The organism is Burkholderia sp. LK4 (assembly GCF_001043615.1).
GTDB lineage: Bacteria > Pseudomonadota > Gammaproteobacteria > Burkholderiales > Burkholderiaceae > Burkholderia > Burkholderia cepacia.
In genome coordinates, this window is sequence record NZ_LDUL01000034.1 from 54,315 (window position 1) to 74,239 (window position 19,925).

Annotated in this window: 17 protein-coding genes and 2 pseudogenes; 14 read left to right on the plus strand and 5 right to left on the minus strand. The window is 67.0% G+C overall.

The features are described from left to right. Positions 1-39: 39 nt before the first annotated feature. A complete protein-coding gene (locus VK92_RS18505; protein ID WP_331457815.1) occupies positions 40-933 on the minus strand; it encodes a phosphohydrolase in 894 nt (297 codons plus the stop codon). A 261-nt stretch (positions 934-1,194) separates the two neighbouring features. On the opposite strand from VK92_RS18505, the gene VK92_RS18510 reads away from it, so the two are divergent. Together VK92_RS18510 and VK92_RS18515 are read left to right on the plus strand one after the other, a co-directional pair. Continuing rightward, the gene (locus VK92_RS18510; protein ID WP_048027056.1) at positions 1,195-2,988 is read left to right on the plus strand and encodes a winged helix-turn-helix domain-containing protein; all 1,794 of its coding nucleotides are present in this window, start codon (positions 1,195-1,197) and stop codon (positions 2,986-2,988) included. Between the two features lie 360 nt (positions 2,989-3,348). After that, on the plus strand, positions 3,349-4,812 hold the full coding sequence (locus VK92_RS18515) for a mechanosensitive ion channel family protein (RefSeq protein ID WP_048027058.1): 1,464 nt from the start codon (positions 3,349-3,351) through the stop codon (positions 4,810-4,812). Between the two features lie 52 nt (positions 4,813-4,864). On the opposite strand, the gene VK92_RS18520 is transcribed toward VK92_RS18515, so the two are convergent. Further along, positions 4,865-5,773 carry a LysR family transcriptional regulator gene (locus tag VK92_RS18520; RefSeq protein ID WP_048027060.1) on the minus strand — a complete coding sequence of 303 codons (909 nt, stop codon included), beginning with the start codon at positions 5,771-5,773 and terminating at the stop codon, positions 4,865-4,867. A gap of 115 nt (positions 5,774-5,888) precedes the next feature. Then, positions 5,889-6,170: a XapX domain-containing protein gene (locus VK92_RS18525; RefSeq protein WP_021158288.1), complete on the minus strand. Its 282-nt coding sequence runs from the start codon at positions 6,168-6,170 to the stop codon at positions 5,889-5,891. Positions 6,171-6,480: 310 nt separating this feature from the next. Between VK92_RS18525 and VK92_RS18530 the strand changes: the two genes are divergently transcribed. The 11 genes and pseudogenes from VK92_RS18530 (at position 6,481) to hutC (ending at position 16,331) form a co-directional block, all read left to right on the plus strand. Further along, positions 6,481-7,167, plus strand: coding sequence for a hydrolase (locus tag VK92_RS18530; RefSeq protein WP_021158289.1), 687 nt, complete (start codon positions 6,481-6,483; stop codon positions 7,165-7,167). A gap of 169 nt (positions 7,168-7,336) precedes the next feature. Continuing rightward, entirely contained in the window at positions 7,337-7,504 is a 168-nt protein-coding gene (locus VK92_RS18535) for a DUF1427 family protein (protein WP_048027666.1), read from the plus strand. 19 nt (positions 7,505-7,523) lie between these two features. Next, a complete protein-coding gene (locus VK92_RS18540; RefSeq protein ID WP_048027062.1) occupies positions 7,524-9,416 on the plus strand; it encodes an amidohydrolase in 1,893 nt (630 codons plus the stop codon). A 1-nt stretch (position 9,417) separates the two neighbouring features. Then, complete coding sequence (locus VK92_RS18545) at positions 9,418-9,864, plus strand: DoxX family protein (protein WP_048027064.1); 447 nt, start codon at positions 9,418-9,420, stop codon at positions 9,862-9,864. A gap of 76 nt (positions 9,865-9,940) precedes the next feature. After that, positions 9,941-10,214: pseudogene (locus VK92_RS43525) on the plus strand (glyoxalase); the annotation flags it as partial. Between the two features lie 512 nt (positions 10,215-10,726). Then, positions 10,727-11,617, plus strand: a complete 891-nt coding sequence (locus tag VK92_RS18550; protein ID WP_205713620.1) for a transporter substrate-binding domain-containing protein — start codon at positions 10,727-10,729, stop codon at positions 11,615-11,617. Positions 11,618-11,709: 92 nt separating this feature from the next. Beyond that, positions 11,710-12,432, plus strand: a complete 723-nt coding sequence (locus tag VK92_RS18555; RefSeq protein ID WP_021158294.1) for an ABC transporter permease — start codon at positions 11,710-11,712, stop codon at positions 12,430-12,432. A 12-nt stretch (positions 12,433-12,444) separates the two neighbouring features. Continuing rightward, complete coding sequence (locus VK92_RS18560) at positions 12,445-13,191, plus strand: ABC transporter permease (protein ID WP_027792650.1); 747 nt, start codon at positions 12,445-12,447, stop codon at positions 13,189-13,191. A gap of 27 nt (positions 13,192-13,218) precedes the next feature. Next, positions 13,219-14,010 (plus strand): ABC transporter ATP-binding protein, encoded by a 792-nt coding sequence (locus VK92_RS18565; protein WP_021158296.1) that lies wholly within the window; start codon positions 13,219-13,221, stop codon positions 14,008-14,010. Between the two features lie 7 nt (positions 14,011-14,017). Beyond that, on the plus strand, positions 14,018-15,511 hold the full coding sequence (locus tag VK92_RS18570) for an HAL/PAL/TAL family ammonia-lyase (RefSeq protein ID WP_048027065.1): 1,494 nt from the start codon (positions 14,018-14,020) through the stop codon (positions 15,509-15,511). A gap of 64 nt (positions 15,512-15,575) precedes the next feature. Further along, a complete protein-coding gene (gene hutC, locus VK92_RS18575) occupies positions 15,576-16,331 on the plus strand; it encodes a histidine utilization repressor (RefSeq protein ID WP_021158298.1) in 756 nt (251 codons plus the stop codon). Between the two features lie 247 nt (positions 16,332-16,578). Here hutC and VK92_RS18585 read toward each other — a convergent pair whose 3' ends face one another. Continuing rightward, a complete protein-coding gene (locus VK92_RS18585; RefSeq protein ID WP_048027067.1) occupies positions 16,579-17,196 on the minus strand; it encodes a membrane protein in 618 nt (205 codons plus the stop codon). A gap of 228 nt (positions 17,197-17,424) precedes the next feature. Here VK92_RS18585 and VK92_RS18595 point away from each other — a divergent pair, with 228 nt between their 5' ends. Beyond that, entirely contained in the window at positions 17,425-19,716 is a 2,292-nt protein-coding gene (locus VK92_RS18595) for a heavy metal translocating P-type ATPase (protein WP_048027669.1), read from the plus strand. Positions 19,717-19,728: 12 nt separating this feature from the next. On the opposite strand, the pseudogene VK92_RS42980 reads toward VK92_RS18595, so the two are convergent. Continuing rightward, positions 19,729-19,842, minus strand: a pseudogene (locus VK92_RS42980) (universal stress protein); the annotation flags it as partial. Positions 19,843-19,925 lie beyond the last annotated feature (83 nt).

Sequence of the window (19,925 nt, forward strand, 5' to 3'; positions counted from 1 at the left end):
GCGGTGACGCGGCCGCACGGGCCCGGCCGGACGGCCGGCTCACTCCGCCCATTTCGACCCGAGCACCAGCCCGCAGAAATTCGTCCGGCGATAGTCCGGGTCGCAACGCTCGAGCACGTCGGCGGACACGTTGCCGAACGCGGTAGCGGGGCGGTGTGCGGTGCCCGCGGCGAGCGCCTCGAGAAACAAATCCTTGAAGCAAGGGCCGCGCGGCCATGCATGCACGATCGCGTCGCGTTCGGACCGGCTCACCTCGTCGAAGTGATGCGCGAAGAGGTCGGTCTCGACGCCGGCGCCGAGCAGCGCCGTCAACGGCGTCATGTACGGGTGGATCCCGAACGTCGCATGCAGCGCGATCGCGCGCCAGACCTCCGCTGCGTCGTCGGCGGCGACGCCGTATCCTCCGAGGAATGCGTGCGCCGCATTCGCGCCGTCGATCTCGAAGCGCCGGCGCGAATGCCGGTAGCGCTCCGTCAAGCCGAAGTGATGGAACAGCGCGGCGACATACAGCAGCTCGGCGTTGAACACGATGCCGCGACGCAGCCCGATGATCGATGCAAACGCGAACACGCGCATCGCGTGCCGGAACAGCAGTTCCGGTTCGCACGCGCGTACGGTGTCGGCGGCGTCCCGTGCGAGGGGGGCGTCGGGAATCCTGATGCCGGCGATACGGTTGCCCATGGTCGTGTTCCTCACGGCGTGGTGAAAGTCGCTCGACGCTGGCGCCATCGATCCATCGTTGCGCGCCGCGCCGCTGAATGTCCTGAGCGGCGCCTGAATCGTTATGAACGGAAAATCCGACCGACCGCCGCCCGGGAAATCGGTTACACCACGGTTACGCCACGTCCAGCATGTCTTTTTTACCCGGTCCTGTCCGCCAATCCGGCGCGCGGCTATTTTTAATTGATGAGTCGAAGAAATTAACTCCGGCAAATCGCAGCTTTTATCCTACGAAACAGGTTCATGGGTGAATCACTGTTTCGCATGCAGTGGGCGCGAAATGCCGCGCCGCACAGGGGCAGCGTCGCCCCACGCGGAGACGCCGGGAAAATCGCGGCTTTCATCGATTCAAAAAATTTGCTCAGTAGCTTCTGATAATTTGAATCATTGCAAGGGGCAAATGCCGTAGCATGAGCATCCAGTCGATGTCATTTTTGACAGGGCATCGATGCACGCTATCGATTGAAAATTCTCATGATCCGAATTGGAACGCTACACGTATTTCTTGACAGGCGTGAAATTCGCTCGAACGGCAAACTGCTGCGTATCGGCAGTCGCGCATTCGAAATTCTCGAACTCCTGATTCGGGCGAACGGCGCCCTGGTCTCGAAAGACGAGATCATGCAGCGCGTGTGGCCGCACACCGTCGTGGAGGAAAACAACCTGCAGGTGCACATTGCCGCGTTGCGCAAGGCGCTCGCCGACGATCGCAACCTGATCGTGACGGTGCCGGGGCGCGGTTATCGGCTGGTCGGCGGCCGGACCGACGTCGCGCCCCCCGTGCGCGCCGTGACGTCGCGGTTGACGGCCGCGCCGACCGCGCTCGTCGGCCGCGAGCAGACCGTCGCCGAGGTGCTGGCGGCGCTCGACACCGCGCGCGTCGTGACGCTGGTCGGGGCGGGCGGCATCGGCAAGACGCGGCTTGCGCTCGAGGCGGCCATGCGCGCCGAAGCCCGTTTTCCGGACGGCGCCGCGTTCGTGTCGCTGGCCACGGTCGCCGCTCCGCAATTCGTGCCCGACGCGCTGGCGGCGGCGTTCGGCATCGCGCAGCCCGCCGGATCGCTGACGCTCGAGGCGGTGCTGGCCAGCGTCGCGAACCGCCGGATGTTGCTGGTGCTGGACAATTGCGAGCATCTGCTCGACGCGGCCGCGCGGATCGCAAGCGCGCTGACCGAATCCGACGCCGGCTTGCGCGTCCTCGCGACCAGCCGCGAGGCGTTGCGTATCCAGGGCGAGCGGCTGTGTCCGATCCCGCCGCTCGAGGTGCCGCGCGAAGGTGCCGACGATGCGGAAACGCTGGGTGCGAGCGCGGTGCAACTGTTCTCGGCGCGTGTGCAGGCCGCCGATCCGCGTTTCCCGCTCGACGAACGCAGCGTGTCGCTGATGGCATCGGTGTGCCGGCGCCTCGACGGCCTGCCGCTCGCGATCGAACTGGCCGCGGCCCGCGCGGCCGTGCTCGGCATCGACGTGCTGGCCGCGCATCTCGACGACCATTTCCGGTTGCTGACCGGCGGGTTTCGCACGGCGTTGCCGCGTCATCAGACGCTGCAAGCGATGTACGACTGGAGCTACCGCCTGCTCGGCGATGCGGAGCGCCTGCTGTTGCGATGGCTCGGCGTATTCCGCGGCACCTTCTCGATCGACGCGGTGCGGGAGATCGTCGGCGCCACGCGGCTGGCCGATGCGGACCTGCTCGACACGATCGCCGGCCTCGTGTCGAAGTCGCTGCTGAGTCTCGAAAGCGCGCACGGCGCACCGCGTTACCGTCTGCTGACGACGACGCGTGCGTACGCGCTGCAGCAGCTCGAGAACAACGGCGAGTGCGCGGCCGCCGCCCGCGCCCACGCGAACTACTTCCATGCGCTGTTCCGGCTCGCGCCGGTAGACGACGGCGGGACGCTCGGCGAATCGCGGCTCGACGTGATCCGGCGCGAGCTCGGCAACCTGCGCGCGGCGCTCGACTGGGCGTTTTCGCCGAACGGCGATGCGGAGATCGGCATCGCGCTGGCTGCCGTGGCGGTGCCGTGCCTGTTCGACCTGTCGCTGGTCGACGAATGTCGCGAACGCGCGCGCGCGGCGCTCGATTCGATGCGCGACATGGACGAGACGCGCACGCGCGACGACGCGCGCGTGCGTCTGCTGGCCGCGTATGCGGCCGCGCTTGCCCATACCGCCGGGTCGACGCAGGTCGCGGACGACGCGTGGTCGGTCGTGCACGCGCTCGGGCTCGACACGGGCGAGACCGAGCTGCCGCCGCGCGAATCGTAGCGGCGCGCGGCCGTCGCGGCTTCAGAACGTTTCAGGTTGAACACATGACCGGGCCGGCCGGTGCGTCTACATTGGACGCACGGACCGTCGACGATGCGCGGGCAGGCGGGCAGGCCGCCGGCTCGCGCTGCAGCGTCGCGCGGTCACGGCGCCGCTGCATGCCGGTGTGGCGCGGCGGCCGCCACACGTGCCGCCGCGGCGGCTTCGCGCGTCATCGAACGACTACCGCATGAAACCTGTCCAGCCCGACCTTTCGCGCCACGATTCGCCGCCTGCGGCTACACGCCGGATCGGGCCGTGGGCGATGTGCGTGCGCGGCTTCCGTGCGCGTCCTGTGTCACGCTTGCCGCCCGCTCCCTCATGCTGAACCTTTCCGCCACGGTCGCTTACGGCGCACCGATCGTCATTGTCGATCTCGTCGCATGGCGGTTGCTCGGGCCCGGCCGTTCGACGGCGAAGGCGATAGGGCGCTGCGCGTCGTTCGCCGCGCTGACCTATGTGCTGTTCGCGACCGGCGTGAGCCCGCTCGCGGTGCCGCCGTCGCCCGACCGGCTCGACCGGCTGGCGATCCAGGTGATCGGGGTCGCGTGGTGGCTGCAGTGCGCGCTCGTGTTCAGCCTGATGCTCGACCATCTGCTGCTGCCGCGCGCATGGCGCACCCAGCGGCTGTTTCACGACATCGCCGCCGGCGCCGTGTTCGGTGCGGCCGCGGTGGCCGCGCTCGGCTACGTGCTGGGCCTGCCGCTGAGCGGGCTGGTCGCGACGTCGGGCGCGGTGGCCGTGATCCTCGGGCTGGCCGTCCAGAACACGCTGAACGACGTGTTCTCCGGCCTCGTGCTGAATACCACCCAGCCGTTCCGGCTCGGCGACACGGTGGCCATCGGCGAGCTGGAAGGGCGGATCGTCGAAAGCAACTGGCGCGCGACCAAGCTGATCGACGGCCTCGGCAACCTGGTCGTCGTGCCGAACAGCACGGCGGCGAAGACGACGATCGTCAACCTGAGCGAACCCGAGAACGTGCACGGCGTGACGTTGACGATCGAGATCGATCCGGAAGTGCGGCCGGCCATCGTCGTCGATGCGCTCGACCGCGCCGCCGCCAGCTCGCTGGACGTGCTGCCCCGTCCCGCACCGGTTGCGGTGGTCAAGGCGTTCCGTACCAATTCCGTCGAATACGAACTCGTCTGTTACGTCGATGCGCTGCAGAAGAAGATCGCCGTGCGCAACCAGCTCTACGACCTGGCCCACCGGCATCTGGCCGCCGCGGACATCGCGTTGCGCCCGCTGGGCGGGACGGCCGCTGCGCACCGGCCGGTGTCGCGCGGGCAACGGCTGCTGCGCGCGGTCGAACTCTTCCGGCAGCTCGGCGACGCCGATCTGGCGGTGCTAGCCGATGCGCTCGCGTCACGCGTGTTCCACAAAGGGGACGTGATCTATGCATCGAATGCCGATACGCGCCTGCTGACGATCGTCGGGGCCGGTGTCGCGTCGGTGTTCGTGCCGGGCGCGGCGGGGGACATCGAGGTCAGGCGGATGGCGCCGGGCGACGCGATCGGCCAGTCCGTCGTGCTGGCCGGCACGCAACTGCACGCGAGCGTCCATGCGGTGACGACGGTGACGGCGTTTCAACTGAGCAGCGGCGACCTGTCGCCGCTGATCGCGCGCAAGCCTGAACTCGGGCGGCTGATGTGCGAATCGCTGTCCGAACACATCGCGACCGAGGAGAAGATGATGATCCCGCCGGCCGCGAGTGCGCACGCGTCGTTCAACCTGATCGAGTGGCTCGAGAAGGAGATGAAGCGCCTGCACGATTCGTTCGGCTGATGCGGGGCGGTTGCCTGCGGCCGGGGGCCAACGCAAGCCGCGGGCGGCGGAATTACACGAGCGCGGTAAACCGGTCGACGAGATCGGGTTGAGCGAGCTGGTCGACCCACCAGTGCAGCGCGCGTCCGGCTTCGTCGCCGCGCCATGCGATATAGCACTGCGTCGTGTCGCGCATGCCGGTCACCTCGCGCGCGACGAGCTTGCCCTGCGCGATCGCGCGTGCCGCGATGCAATCCGGGAGCGTGCCCACCGCGAGCCCTTCGCACTGCGCGGCCAGTTTCGCGGCGAGGGTGGGGACCGCGAGATACGGTTGCCCGGCATCGATCGCGACCGAGCGCGGCTGCAGCTCGCGCGACGTATCGCTGATCACGGCGCCGCGATACTCGACGACGGACGCCATCGACAGCGGTTCGGGCAATGCCGCGAGCGGATGGGTGGGCGCGATGGCGAACACGTGCCGGAGCGAGCCGATCGGTCGCGCGACGATGTCCGGCAGTTCAGGCGGCTCGCCCGCTGCGCCGACGACGAGATCCGCGCGCCGCGAAATCAGCGCATCCCACGTGCCGCCGAGGACTTCGGTGGACAGGCGCAGCCGCGTGTCCATCTCGAGCCCGTAGAACGCATGCACGTACGGCCACAATGCCTCGAAGGGCAGGATCTCGTCGATGCAGATGCGCACCTCGGTTTCCCAGCCTTGCTGCGCGCGCTGCGCTTTCAGTTCGAGCTGCTCGGCCGCATGCAGGAGCCGGCGGCCTTCCTCGACGACCACGCGTCCCGCGTGCGTGAGCTTTGCGCGGCGTCCGCTGCGGTCGAACAGCGCGACGCCGAGATCGCTTTCGAGCTTCTGCACGAGATAGGTCAGCGCGGACGGTACGCGGTGCAGCAGCTCGGCGGCTTCGGCGAACGTGCCGGTGCGGTCGATCGCGTCCAGTGCCTCGAGCGCTTCGAATGACAGCTTCATGATGAATTCCACGGGGGCATCGGGCTGTCATGTTATCGCCAAGCACGCCCGGCTCCAACACGGTTCACGACAATTGCGCCGCGTACGCGATCCAGGCGCCCTCGATCGGCGCGCGTCAGGCCGGTGTCGACGGCCCTTTCTTCGCGGCGGCCCGGGTGGCCTGCGCACCGGGCAGCGTGCCGAACATGTGCTGGCCGCACTTCGCGTCGCTCCACGCGGTTTTCAGCTGGATCCCGGACAGCATGCGGCGGGCGACCGGCAGGATCTGTTCGCCGGCGAGGATGCCCAGCAGGCCGGCCAATGCGACGGTAGGCGGCGCCGGCGATGCAACACCGATCAACGCGTAGACGGCACCCGCGAGAATGCCGGCCAATAACGATGCGATATAGGACGTCATGATTCGGATAAGGGAAATGACAACCGTGTGAAAAATACGGATAAATACCGACCGGTCGATGATCGGAAAATCAATTCGGAGCGTAGCAGGTCTGCTCCGGAGGCGCGTATTTAATTCGGGGCTTTTAAGATCTTTTAAGGCCTGAATTTAGGGTTTTTATTAATCAAGTCGATTAATTGGCGCTACGATGAATTCGCGTGTTGAATGACACCGGCTGGTACGCGAACCTCCCGTCACAGCGCAGTGGGCGCCTCCCGGTTTGCCGGTGAGGCTGGCTCTCTCTTTTCCCGCGTCAAAGGATATGACCGCCATGAGCAATCCGAAGCTTGAAGTACTCACTCCCCACAACAGCCAGATCATCTTCATCGACCAGCAGCCGCAGATGGCGTTCGGCGTGCAATCGATCGATCGCCAGGTACTGAAGAACAACGTCGTCGGGCTCGCGAAGGCCGCGAAGGTGTTCAACATCCCGACCACGATCACGACGGTCGAGAGCGACAGCTTCTCGGGCCATACCTATCCCGAACTGCTCGACGTGTTCCCGAACCAGAAGACGCTCGAACGTACGTCGATGAACTCGTGGGACGACCAGAAGGTGCGCGACGCGCTGGCCGCGAACGGCCGCAAGAAGGTGGTCGTGTCGGGCCTGTGGACGGAAGTCTGCAATACGACGTTCGCGCTCTGCGCAATGCTCGAAGGCGACTACGAGATCTACATGGTCGCCGATGCGTCGGGCGGCACGTCGAAGGACGCGCACGACTTCGCGATGCAGCGGATGGTGCAGGCCGGCGTCGTGCCGGTGACCTGGCAGCAGGTGCTGCTCGAATGGCAGCGCGACTGGGCGCACCGCGAGACCTATGACGCGGTGATGGCGATCGCGAAGGAACACTCGGGCGCGTACGGGATGGGTGTCGACTACGCGTACACGATGGTCCACAAGGCTGCACCGCGCACGGCGACGCCGCACGAGTCGATTCCGCCGGTTCCGGCGAAGTAATCGCGGGCAGTTGCGACTGCCCGTGCCGATGCCGCGTGTCCTGCACGAATACGCGCCATCGGCTCCATGAAAATCGCGGGCGGCTGCCGTGACTGCTTCACGGATGTCGCCCGCGCCTGTTTTCCAGGACGTAGAGCCTGCATTTCAACCTGACCGGGACATTGATCGTATGGAACCTTATCTGGTTTCCCTTGGCGCGGGTTTGCTGATCGGCGTGATCTACAGCGTGATCAAGGTTCGCTCTCCGGCGCCGCCGCTGATTGCCCTTGTCGGGTTGCTCGGCATGGTGATCGGCGTGCAGGCCATTCCCGCCGTCAAACAGCTTTTTGGCTTCTGATCGATACGAGGTGACGCACATGACCGCAACCGAGTCCCAACCGGATCTGATCCTTCACAACGGAAGGTTCACGACCCTCGACCGCGCGAACCCCGTCGCGACCGCCGTCGCAATCAAGGACGGCCGCTTCGCCGCGGTCGGCCACGACGCGGACGTGATGCCGCTCGCGGGCCGCGCGACGAAGGTCGTCGATCTCGGGGGCCGCGCCGCGCTGCCGGGCCTGATCGACAACCACTGCCACGTGATACGCGGCGGCCTGAACTACAACATGGAACTGCGCTGGGACGGCGTGCCGTCGCTCGCGCTTGCAATGGACATGCTCAAGCGGCAGGTGGCGATCACGCCCGCGCCGCAATGGGTGCGCGTGGTCGGCGGCTTCACCGAGCACCAGTTCGCCGAGAAGCGCCTGCCGACGATCGACGAACTCAACGCGGCCGCGCCCGATACGCCTGTGTTCATCCTGCACCTGTACGATCGCGCGCTGCTGAACGCGGCCGCGCTGCGCGTGGTCGGCTACACGAAGGACACGCCGGAGCCGCCGGGCGGCACGATCCTGCGCGATGCCGCGGGCAACCCGACCGGGCTGCTGCTCGCGAACCCGAACGCGACGATCCTGTACGCGACGCTCGCGAAAGGGCCGAAGCTGCCGTTCGAATACCAGTACAACTCGACGCGCCACTTCATGCGCGAACTGAACCGTCTCGGCGTGACCGGCGTGATCGACGCGGGCGGCGGTTCGCAGAACTATCCGGACGATTACGAGGTGATCCGCAAGCTGCACGACGCGGGCGAGATGACGATCCGGATCGCGTACAACCTGTTCACGCAGAAGCCGAACGCCGAGAAGGAAGACTTCGTGAACTGGACCAAGAGCACGAAGTATCACGACGGCACCGACTACTTCCGCAACAACGGCGCGGGCGAAATGCTGGTGTTTTCGGCGGCCGACTTCGAGGACTTCCGCGTCGCGCGTCCGGACCTGCCGGCGCAGATGGAAGACGATCTCGAGGGCGTCGTGCGCGTGCTCGCGCAGAACCGCTGGCCGTGGCGCATGCATGCGACGTACGACGAAACGATCAGCCGCGCGCTCGACGTGTTCGAGAAGGTGAACAAGGACATCCCGCTCGAAGGGCTGAACTGGTTCTTCGATCACGCGGAAACCATCACCGAAAAATCGATGGATCGTATCGCGGCACTGGGCGGCGGCATCGCGGTGCAGCACCGGATGGCGTACCAGGGCGAATACTTCGTCGAGCGCTACGGCGCGCAGGCGGCCGAAGCGACGCCGCCGGTCGCGAAGATGCTGTCGAAGGGCCTCAAGGTGTCGGCCGGCACCGACGCGACGCGCGTGGCGTCGTACAACCCGTGGGTATCGCTGTCGTGGCTCGTGACGGGCAAGACGATCGGCGGGCTGCGCATGTATCCGCAGCGCAACCTGCTCGACCGCGAGACCGCGCTGCGCATGTGGACCGAATACGTGACGTGGTTCTCGAACGAAGTCGGTAAGAAAGGGCGGATCGCGGTCGGGCAGCTGGCCGACGTGGTCGTGCCGGATCGCGACTTCTTCGCGTGCGCGGAGGACGACATCGCGGGCACGACCGCATTGCTGACGGTGGTCGGCGGCCGGATCGTGTGGGGCGCGGGCCCGTTCGCGTCGCATGACGCGCCGATTCCGCCCGCGATGCCGGACTGGTCGCCGGTGCGCGAGTACGGCGGTTACGGCGGCTGGGGCGCGACGCAGCGCAGCGGCGCACCGCTGCAACGCGCGGCGGCGGCCGCCGCGATGTGCGGTTGCGCGAATGCGTGCAACGTGCACCAGCATGCGCACGCGAGCGCGTGGGGCAGCGCATTGCCGACGTCGGACGCGAAGGGCTTCTGGGGCGCGTTCGGCTGTTCCTGCTGGGCGGTCTGACATGTCGACGACAACCGGCCGGTACAGCCCCGCGTGGATCCGTGCGCTGCTCGCGCAGCCGTGGATCGGCGCGCTGGTTCGACTTGCACTCGTGTCCGCCTTTCTGATCGGCGGGGTCAACAAGGCGATGCACTTCGATGCAGCAATCGCGGAGCAGGCGCATTTCGGTTTGCACCCGCCCGCGTTGTGGGCTGCACTGGCGGTCGTCGTCGAGATCGGCGGTTCGCTGTGCATCGTGTTTCGCCGCTTCACGTGGCTCGGCGCCGGCGGCCTCGGCATGCTGACGCTCGTCGCGATGGCGGTGGCGAACGACTTCTGGAACCAGACGGGCGCCGCGCATTTCATGGCGCTCAACAGCTTCTTCGAGCATCTCGGGCTGATCGCCGCGCTTGTCCTCGTCACGATGCTCGGCGACGTGCGAAGCGGGGAAGGGGACGGTCGAAGCTGATCGTCTGCTCTCCAGGCGATTGCAACGGGAAGGAGCGGCGGTCACGAAGCACGTTCGCGCGACATGCCCGGCGCGGATGGTGGCGGGCCTCTGCGCCGCACGCACGGCGTTCACGGCGTGGCGGAAACCCGTCGCCATGCCGGCGCCGACGCTCGCGGTCGGGCCGCACGACGACGCGGCGCATGTGTACGCGTCGCCCACCCGCCCGAGGAATTCGACCGTTTCACCGACAGCTTCGTCGCCGCGTACCGTGGCAGCAAGTCGAAGCAGGGGCGTGTTCCCGGTGACGCCCGACGTATGGTCAGACCATTTCCCGGCTCGTCTTCACGCCGTGCCGCGCGATTTCGGTACTTGCCAATATGTGGGAAACGTCGTGCATCCGGCACTGACGTCAGCAACCGGGCACGCCCCCCATCCAAACACCGGCCTATCGGCCGCACCGATCCCTTTGCAGGCTGCGCACGCGGCCACGATCCAGGCCTGCCTTCCTGATGACCGTCAGCGCAAGCGGCGGCACGGCCCATTGATCCCGGCCAAGCCCGCGCCCGAAACAATCGATCGAGCATGAACCGGCGCTCCGGTCAGCGCCCCGATTTGCGCGAGGTCGAGTTGCCCGCCGCCGCATGTCGCGTGGCAAGCGTCGAGTGATCGAATTCAAAATTTGTCTAGTCATCCTTGCGATTTGTCCATCCATCCTGCACCAAATCCGTGCCTGAATTCCCCGCGAAGAGGCGCGCCAGAGCCCTGTATTTAGGGGATTTCCCGCGTTTACGCGGTTTTTTTTGATCAACGCTTGTCCGGCCGTTTTTCTTCTTGCATGCTTGTATAGACAAATTCCTGAGGCGTCTTGCAGACCGAAGGGATGACGAACTTCAACGCAAGGAGAAATCTCGTGAACGGCAAGCGCATCAAGTGGGCAATCAGGACGATCGGCGCGATCGCGGCGGCTGCGGCAACTCTCTCCGCGCCTGTGCAGGCAAAGGAATGGAAGACGGTGACGGTGGCGCTCGAAGGCGGCTACGCGCCGTGGAACCTCACGCTGCCGGGCGGCAAGCTCGGTGGCTTCGAACCGGAGCTGCTCGCCAACGTGTGCGAGCGGATCAAGGTCCAGTGCAACATGGTCGCGCAGGACTGGGACGGGATGATTCCGGGCCTGCAGGCCGGTAAGTTCGACATCCTGATGGATGCGATCTCGATCACGCCGGAGCGCGAGAAGATCCTGCTGTTCTCGCGCCCGTACGCGGCCACGCCCGCGACGTTCGCCGTCACCGATACGAAGATCCTGCCGAAGGCCGCGCCCGGCGCGCCGATCGTCAAGCTGACCGGCGACGCGAATGCGGACAAGGCAACCGTCGATGCGCTGCGCAAGCAGTTGAAGGGCAAGACGATCGGCATCCAGTCGGGCACCGTCTACACGAAGTTCATCAACGACGGCTTCAAGGACATCGCGTCGATCCGCGTATACAAGACGTCGCCCGAGCGCGATCTCGACCTCGTCGCCGGTCGCATCGACGCATCGTTCGACGACGTCACTTACTACGCGGCGAACACCGGGAAGAAGGAGAACGCGTCGATCGTGCTCGCGGGCCCGAAGCTCGGCGGCCCGATCTGGGGGCCGGGCGAGGGCCTCGCGTTCCGCAAGCAGGATGCCGACCTGAAGACGAAGTTCGACGCGGCGATCGGCGCGGCACTCGCGGACGGCACCGTGAAGAAACTCGCCGACAAGTGGTTCAAGACCGACGTCACGCCGTAAGCACACGCGCGGCCGCCGCTGCATGAGCGACCCGACGGTCGCGCAGCGGCGCGCATCCCGCCGATCCACTCAACGCTTGCCGGGAGGCACGCATGGCCATCCTTGAAATGCTGGGCTTCGGAACCGAAGGCTGGGGCGGCGTCCTGCTGCTCGCGGCGCTGATGACGATCGCGCTGACGCTCGCCGCGCTCGCGGTCGGTGCCGTGATCGGCGCAGGCATCGCAGCCGCGAAACTGTCACGCCACCGCAGCGCGCGCGTGCTCGGCGACCTCTACACGACCGTGTTTCGCGGCGTGCCCGAACTGCTCGTGATCTACCTGTTCTATTTCGGCGGCTCGACGCTCGTCACGACCGTCGGCCAGTGGTTCGGCGCGGAGGGCTTCATCGGCGTGCCGCCGTTCGTGATCGGCGCGCTGGCGGTCGGGATGATCTCGGGCGCATACCAGGCCGAGGTGTATCGCGCGGCCGTGCTGGCCGTGTCGAAGGGCGAGCTCGAAGCGGCGCGCTCGATCGGCATGCCGCGAAGCATGGTGCTGCGCCGCATCCTGATTCCGCAGGTGCTGCGTTTCGCGCTGCCCGGCATCGGCAACGTGTGGCAACTGAGCCTCAAGGACTCCGCGCTGATCTCGGTCACCGGGCTCGCCGAGCTGCTGCGCACCAGCCAGATCGCCGCGAATTCGACGCACCAGTATTTCGTGTTCTTCGTCGCGGGCGGGGCGCTCTATCTCGTGATGACGGGCCTGTCGAACCGCGTGTTCAACCGGGCGGAAGCGATCGTCGGCCGCTCGTTCCGCCGCAATTTCGCACGCAACTGACGGAGCGATCGCATGTCCATCGATTTCGACTTTCTCCTCGACACGCTGCGCCAGCTGCTCGCGGCCGTGCCGACCACGCTCGGCCTGTTCTTCGCGTCGCTCGTGCTCGGCGGCCTGCTGTCGCTCGTGATCGTCACGATGCGCGTGTCGCCGCACTGGCTGCCGAACCGCTTCGCGCGTGCGTACATCCTCGTGTTTCGCGGCTCCCCGCTGCTGATCCAGATGTTCCTCGTGTACTACGGGCTCGGCCAGTTCGGCGTGATCCGCGAGAGCTTCATGTGGCCGCTGCTGCGCGAACCGTATGTGTGCGCGGTGCTGTCCCTCGCGCTGTGCACGGCCGGCTATACGGCCGAAATCCTGCGCGGCGGCTTGATGGCCGTGCCGGTCGGGCAGATCGAGGCCGGTTATTCGATCGGCCTGTCGGGCTTCGCGCTGCTGCGTCGCGTGATCGGCCCGATCGCGCTGCGCCAGTGCCTGCCCGCGTATTCGACCGAAGCCGTGCTGCTCGTCAAGTCGACCGCGCTGGCGAGCCTCGTCACCGTGTGGGAAGTGACGGGCGTCGCGCAGCAGATCATTCAACAGACCTACCGGACGACCGAGGTGTTCGTGTGCGCGGCCCTCATCTACCTGGGCCTGAACTTCATTGTCGTGCGCGTCCTCGGCGCGCTCGAATGGCGGCTGTCGGGCCACCTGCGCGCGCCGAAGCAGACCGGCGCGCCGGCCGCGGCCGCGCGCGACGCCCGGCGCGTCGCGTCCTGAGCGCATCCATCCTTCCAGGAGAATCCGATGAACACCGCTGCTCCCGTTGCCCTGTCGGTCAGGAACATCCACAAGTCGTTCGGCGATCACCACGTGCTGAAGGGCATTTCGCTCGACGCGCACGAAGGCGACGTGATCTCGATCCTCGGCGCGAGCGGCTCGGGCAAGAGCACGTTCCTGCGCTGCCTGAACCTGCTCGAAACGCCCGACGACGGCACTGTCGCGCTCGCCGGCGAGGAACTGAAGATGAAGCGCGCGCGCGACGGCAAGCTGCAGCCGGGCGACCGGCGCCAGGTCGACCGGATTCGCTCGCAGCTCGGGATGGTGTTCCAGAACTTCAACCTGTGGTCGCACATGACGGTGCTCGACAACCTCGTCGAAGGCCCGCTGCGCGTGCAGAAGCGCAGTCGCGCCGAAGCGGTCGAGGAAGCGGAGGCGCTCCTCGCGCGCGTCGGCCTCGCGGACAAGCGCGGCTACTATCCGGCGCACCTGTCGGGCGGCCAGCAGCAGCGTGTCGCGATCGCCCGTGCGCTCGCGATGCATCCGAAGGTGATGCTGTTCGACGAACCGACGTCGGCGCTCGATCCGGAACTGGTCGGCGAGGTGCTGCGCGTGATGCGTTCGCTCGCCGAGGAAGGGCGCACGATGCTGGTCGTCACGCATGAAATGGGTTTCGCACGCCACGTGTCGAATCGCGTGATGTTCCTGCACCAGGGCGAGGTCGACTCGGACGGCACGCCCGGCGACCTGTTCGGCGGCCAGTGCTCGGAGCGCTTCCGGCAGTTCGTGTCGAGCCATCACGACCGCGCCGCGAACTGAGGCCGTCATGACCGTATTCCGTTCGGCAAGGCCGCTCGACTGGCGGCAGATCGCGGAGGTGGCCGCCGGCGAATCGCTGGCGCTCACGGACGAAGCGCGCGTGCGCGTCGCCGCGGCACGCGAGCTCGTCGATGAAATCGTCGCGCGCGGCATCCGCGCGTACGGCGTCAACACCGGCGTCGGCGCGCTGTGCAACGTGATCGTGTCGCCGGCGCAGCAGAGCACGCTGTCGCGCAACATCCTGATGAGCCACGCGGTCGGCGTCGGCGCGCCGCTCGGCGCGGCGGAAACGCGCGCGATCATCGCGGCGGCGATCAACAATTACGCACACGGGCATTCCGGCGTGCGCGCCGATGTCGTCGACCAGCTCGTCGCGCTGCTCGAACACGATTGCCTGCCGGAGGTGCCGGCGCACGGGTCGGTCGGCTATCTGACGCATATGGCGCACGTCGCGCTCGTCTGCATCGGTCACGGCCATGCGCGCCATCGCGGCGAGCGGATGCGCGGCGACGAAGCGTTGCGCCGCATCGGCCGCGAGCCGCTGGTGCTCGGTGCGAAGGAGGGGCTGAGCCTCGTCAACGGCACGCCGTGCGTGACGGGGCTGGCCGCGCTCGCGCTCGCCCGCGCGGAGCGGCTGCTCGACTGGGCCGACTGGGTCGCGGCGATGAGCTTCGAGAACCTCGGTGGACAGCTGGCCTCCTTCGATCCGGCATCGCTCGCGCTACGCGTTTCGCCCGGCATCGGGCAGGTCGGCGCACGGCTGCGCGCGCTGCTCGCCGACAGCGGGATGCTCGGCGCGGCGAGCGGCCGGCATACGCAGGATCCGCTCAGCCTGCGCACGATTCCGCATGTGCACGGCGCGGCACGCGACGTGTTCGCCGTGACGGCGGAAGTGGTGGATCGCGAACTCGCGTCCGTCACCGACAACCCGATCGTCGCCGGCACGCGCGACGAACCGGCCGTCCATTCGCAGGCGCATGCGGTCGGCGCCGGCATTGCGCTCGCGATGGACAGCCTCGCGGCCGCGATGGCCCAGGTCGCGGCGATCGCCGAACGGCGTCTCGACCGTCTCGTCAATCCGCTCGTCAGCGGGCTGCCTGCGTTTCTCGCGACGCCGGGCGGCACGTGCTCCGGCTTCATGATCGCGCAGTACACGGCGGTCGCCCTCGTCGCGCAGAACCAGCGGCTCGCGGCGCCCGCGAGCCTCGACGGCGGCATCACGTCGGGGCTGCAGGAAGATCACCTGTGCCATGCGACTCCGGCGGCGCTGAAGGCGCTCGACATCATCGAGAACACGACGCGCGTGCTCGCGATCGAGATGCTGGCGGCCGCGCAGGCATACGATCTGCAGGCGAACGGCGCGGCGCGGGCCGCGCCCACCGATACGTTATGGCGGCACGTGCGCGAACGCGTGCCCGCGTACCAGGACGACCGGCCGCTCGCGGACGACATCGCGATCGCGACCGGCATCGTCGCGGGGATGCCGCCTCCGGTGCTGTGACGTCGGGTGACGGCTGGCGGTGGCGGGTTGTCTGGACATCTAACAATCATTCGGGCGAGGGCGCATGAACCATACGGGACGACACCTTTCCGCCGGGCTGGCGGTCGCGTCGGGCGACGACGTGCCGGCGCGCGCGCTGCCGGCCTACCAGCAGATCAAGCGCTACGTCGTCGAGCGGATCGCGAAAGGCGACTGGAAACCCGGCGGGGCGATTCCGACCGAAGCCGAACTGGTCAAGGAGTTCGGCGTCGCGCGGATGACAGTGTCACGCGCGCTGCGCGAGCTGACCGCCGAGCGCGTGCTGACCCGTATCCAGGGCGCGGGCACGTTCGTCGAACGGCGGCATTACGAATCGACGGTGCTGGAAATCCGCAACATCGCGGACGAGATCGCGGAGCGCGGCCATCGGCACAGCGGGCGCGTGCTGCTGCTCGAAAGCAGCGACGATACGGAGGCGATCGAAGCGCTCGGGCTGCGCTCGGGGCCGGTGTTTCATTCGCGTATCGTGCATTACGAGGACGACGAGCCGATCCAGTTCGAGGATCGCTACGTGAACCCGGCGCTGTTTCCCGCGTATCTGGAACAGGACTTCACGGTCGAGACGCCGAATCACTATATGGTGCGGCTCGCGCCGATCCAGCGCGCGGAGTTCCGGATCTATGCGCAGAAGCCCGATGCGCAGGTGCGCCGGCATCTGGTGATGGAAATCGGCGAGCCGTGCTTGTTGCTCCGGCGGCGGACCTGGGTCGGGGACCAGGTCGCGACGTCGGTGCGGTTGTGGCATCCGGCTTCGCGGTTTCATTTGGCGGGGAGGGTGTAGGGGCAGTTGCAGCCAGAGCACCTGTCCGCTTTCGGCGCGTTGGGCACGGCCGGTACCAACGAGGGTGATCAGCGCTTGGAAACTGGTGCGCCGCTCGCACTCGCGGCGATCCTGCTGCTGGTGAGAGGCGGGATACTGTGGTCCGCCATCCTGAAGCGATCGCGCGCGTCCACGTCGCGGCGCTCTGGGTAGCGCTCTTGGAGCGGCTGGCCGATGCCCCCGATCGCAAGATCGCGTGCGCCGTGTGTCAATCGGAGCCGCGCGGATGATGGCCGCGTCTGAACGTCAGCCGGCGTTCGTTGACGAGCGCACGCCAATCGAGCTTCATCAGCGCGAGCACGAGGCCGAGCAGGACCAGTTGCGTGACGACGAAGTAGCCGCCGAGATACGTGCCTTCGAGTTCCGATTCCACGTCCAGCCGGGTCGACGCAAAGCGGCCGAGATGCGCCCAGATCGCATAGGTCGTTGCGCGGCCGATGAAGAACGCCGTCGCGATGATTCTGAGCGGCAACCCGGAAAGCCCGTATGCAATGAAGAGGTAGTTCGACGGCAGCGGGCTCAAGGCGTAAAAGAAGAACGCGCCGGCGGTGAGCGTCCGGTGCTGTTGCAGCCAGCGCGTGGCGACGTCGATATTCTCGCGGTCGGATTCCCGCACCCAGCGGGAGCGGACGAGCGATCTCGCGAAGGTCGCCAGGATGACACGGCCCGTCGTCGCCGCGCCGGCCGCCACGACGGCAAAGATGAACGGATTGCCGTCGGGCAGGTTAAACCCGACCCACGACATCGCCATCCACGTGGGCGGGGCGAACGCCGGCATGAGATTCAGCAGAAGAATCAGCACGAAGAGCACAGCCAGCGTCAGCACGATATCGACTCCAGGCCATCCGGTGTCACGGCTCGATTTTGCTGAGGAAAGAGGCCGATGGCTTGACTCACGTCAAGCAACGCGGCGTGCCGGTCGTTCACGGGACGCACGCCGTCCTGACCCATGTCAATGCTCGAAGCACGGCGCTTCCTAGACTGATGCCACGCCGTCCGCAACCGGAGCCGGATGCGGCGAACACCACCATGCACGACGATCGGAGCAATGGTCATGTCCCGAGTCCCCTGGTCGATCGATCTCGTGTTGCTGATTTTGGCGGCCGCCACGCTCGCCGGCGGCGGCGTATGCGTGGCGTTCGGCCAGCCATCGCTCGCGCGATTCGCCTGGCTGCTGGGGACGCTGCCGGTCCTGCTCGCATTGACGGTCTCGCTGGTCAAGGCCGTGATGAGGCGGCAGGCCGGCATCGACGTGCTCGCGTGGCTCGCGATCGTGCTGGCGGTCGTGCTCGACGAAACGCTTGCGGCGGCCGTGATTGCGTTGATGCTGGCGAGCGGGCGGACGCTGGAGCGGTATGCGCAGGACCGCGCGCAACGCGAGATGAGCGCACTGCTCGGCCGCGCTCCCCGGCAGGCGACCCGTTTCGAGAACGGGGAATGGCGCTCGGTTGCGCCGGACACCCTTGTCCCCGGCGACAGGCTGCTGGTGCGGAGCGGCGAGTTCGTGCCCGTCGACGGCACATTGACCGGCGACGCGGAACTGGACGAGTCCATGCTGACGGGCGAATCGTCCACCCTGCGGCGCCGTTCCGGGGAAAACGCATGCAGCGGCGTGGTCAACGCCGGCGCGCCGTTCGAAATGGTTGCCCGCGCGACGGCGGGCGACAGCACGTTTGCCGGCATCGTTCGCATGGTCGAGCGTGCGCAACGCGAGCGCAGTCCGTCCGTGCGTCTCGCGGATCGCTACACAGCGTTCTTCGTGCTCGCATCGCTGCTCGTCGCGGGTATCGCGTGGCTGTTGACCGGCGACGTCGCACGTGCGCTTGCCGTGCTCGTCGTGGCCTCGCCGTGTCCGTTGATCCTCGCCGTGCCGGTCGCCATCGTATCCGGCACGTCGCGTTGTTCGAAACGCGGCATTCTGGTCAAGGGCGGAGGTGCGCTGGAGCGTCTTGCGCAAGCGACAATTCTGTTCTTCGACAAGACCGGGACGCTGACGGGAGGACGGGCGCGCATCGTTGCGATCGAATGCGGCGCGGACGTCGCAGCGGACGATGTGCTGCGTTTTGCAGCGTCATTGGCCCAAGCATCGGGCCATATCATCTCGGACGCGCTGACGGTCGCGGCGCGTGAACGTCGCATCGATCTGTCGCTGCCGTCGGCTGTCATCGAAACAGCCGGCGAAGGCGTGACGGGCCAGGTCGACGACCGGACCGTTGCAATCGGCAAGTTCGAATACGTGTCTGCGTGCGCGACGATTGCGCCGTGGAGCGACGCATTCCTGGCGCGAGTCGTCAGCGAGGGCGGGGCTGCCGTATTCGTCGGCGTGGATGGCGTCATGATCGGCGCGATTCAAATGGCCGATCAGGTGCGGCTGGAAACACCACGGGCATTGCGGTTGCTCAAACGTGAAGGCGTCGAGCGTCTCGTCATGCTGACCGGCGACCGGCACGACATTGCCGAGGCCGTCGGCGAACTGCTGGGCGTCACCGATGTACGCGCGGAGCAGACGCCGGCGGACAAGCTTGCCGCCATCCAGGCTGCCCGGCAGGAGGGCGTGACGATCATGGTCGGCGACGGTGTGAACGACGCACCGGCGCTGGCCGCGGCCGACGTCGGCATCGCGATGGGTGCGCGGGGAGCGGCCGCGTCATCCGAAGCAGCCGACGTGGTCTTGCTGGTCGATCGGCTGGATCGACTCGTGGATGCGATGCGTATCGCACGTCGATCGCGCCGGATCGCGCTCGAGAGCGTGGTGATCGGCATGTCGTTGTCGGTCGTCGGGATGACGATCGCGGCGGCGGGATTCCTGCCGCCGATTGCGGGTGCGGTGATTCAGGAAGTCGTCGACGTCGTCGTCATCGTCAATGCGCTACGCGTGTTGCTGGTGCGCACGAGGCCCACGGGAGCCGGGCTGGCCGATATCGACGTCGAGCAACTCAGGCGCGAGCACACGGCATTGTTGCCGTTGCTGGACCAGATCAGGGATTTCGCGGATCGCTTGCCGACACTGTCCGGGGGTGCCATCGCTGGCGAACTGGCTGGCATCATCGATGCGCTCGACCAACGGCTGCTGCCGCACGAACGCGCCGACGATCTGGAGGTCTACGCGCGTCTTGCACCGCTACTCGGCGGCGAAGATCCACTGGCTGCGATGAGCGGCGCACACCGGGAGATCTTCAAGATGGTCCGATCGCTCAGACAGATGGTCGCGGACCTGCCGCGCGACGGCACGAACACCATGCAGGTGCAGGCGATACAGCGCTTGTTGTACGGGCTGGAAGCGATCGTGCGCCTGCATTGCGCCCAGGAGGAGGAGCTGTTCCACGCCGTGGGTGCGGATGCGTGACGACGAAGCGCGTCACGCACGCGACGCTTGGACGAGCAGGACCGGCGTCTTCGTGATGCGCGCCACGCGCCCGGCCACGCTGCCGACGAGCCAGCGCGTCACGCCTCGCCGCCCGTGAACGGATAACTAATTTTACATAAGGTGATTTATCGGTGGTTTTTGTTGTAGCGGCTAAGTTGTAATGTCCGCTTCGGGGGTGCGGCTAGAAT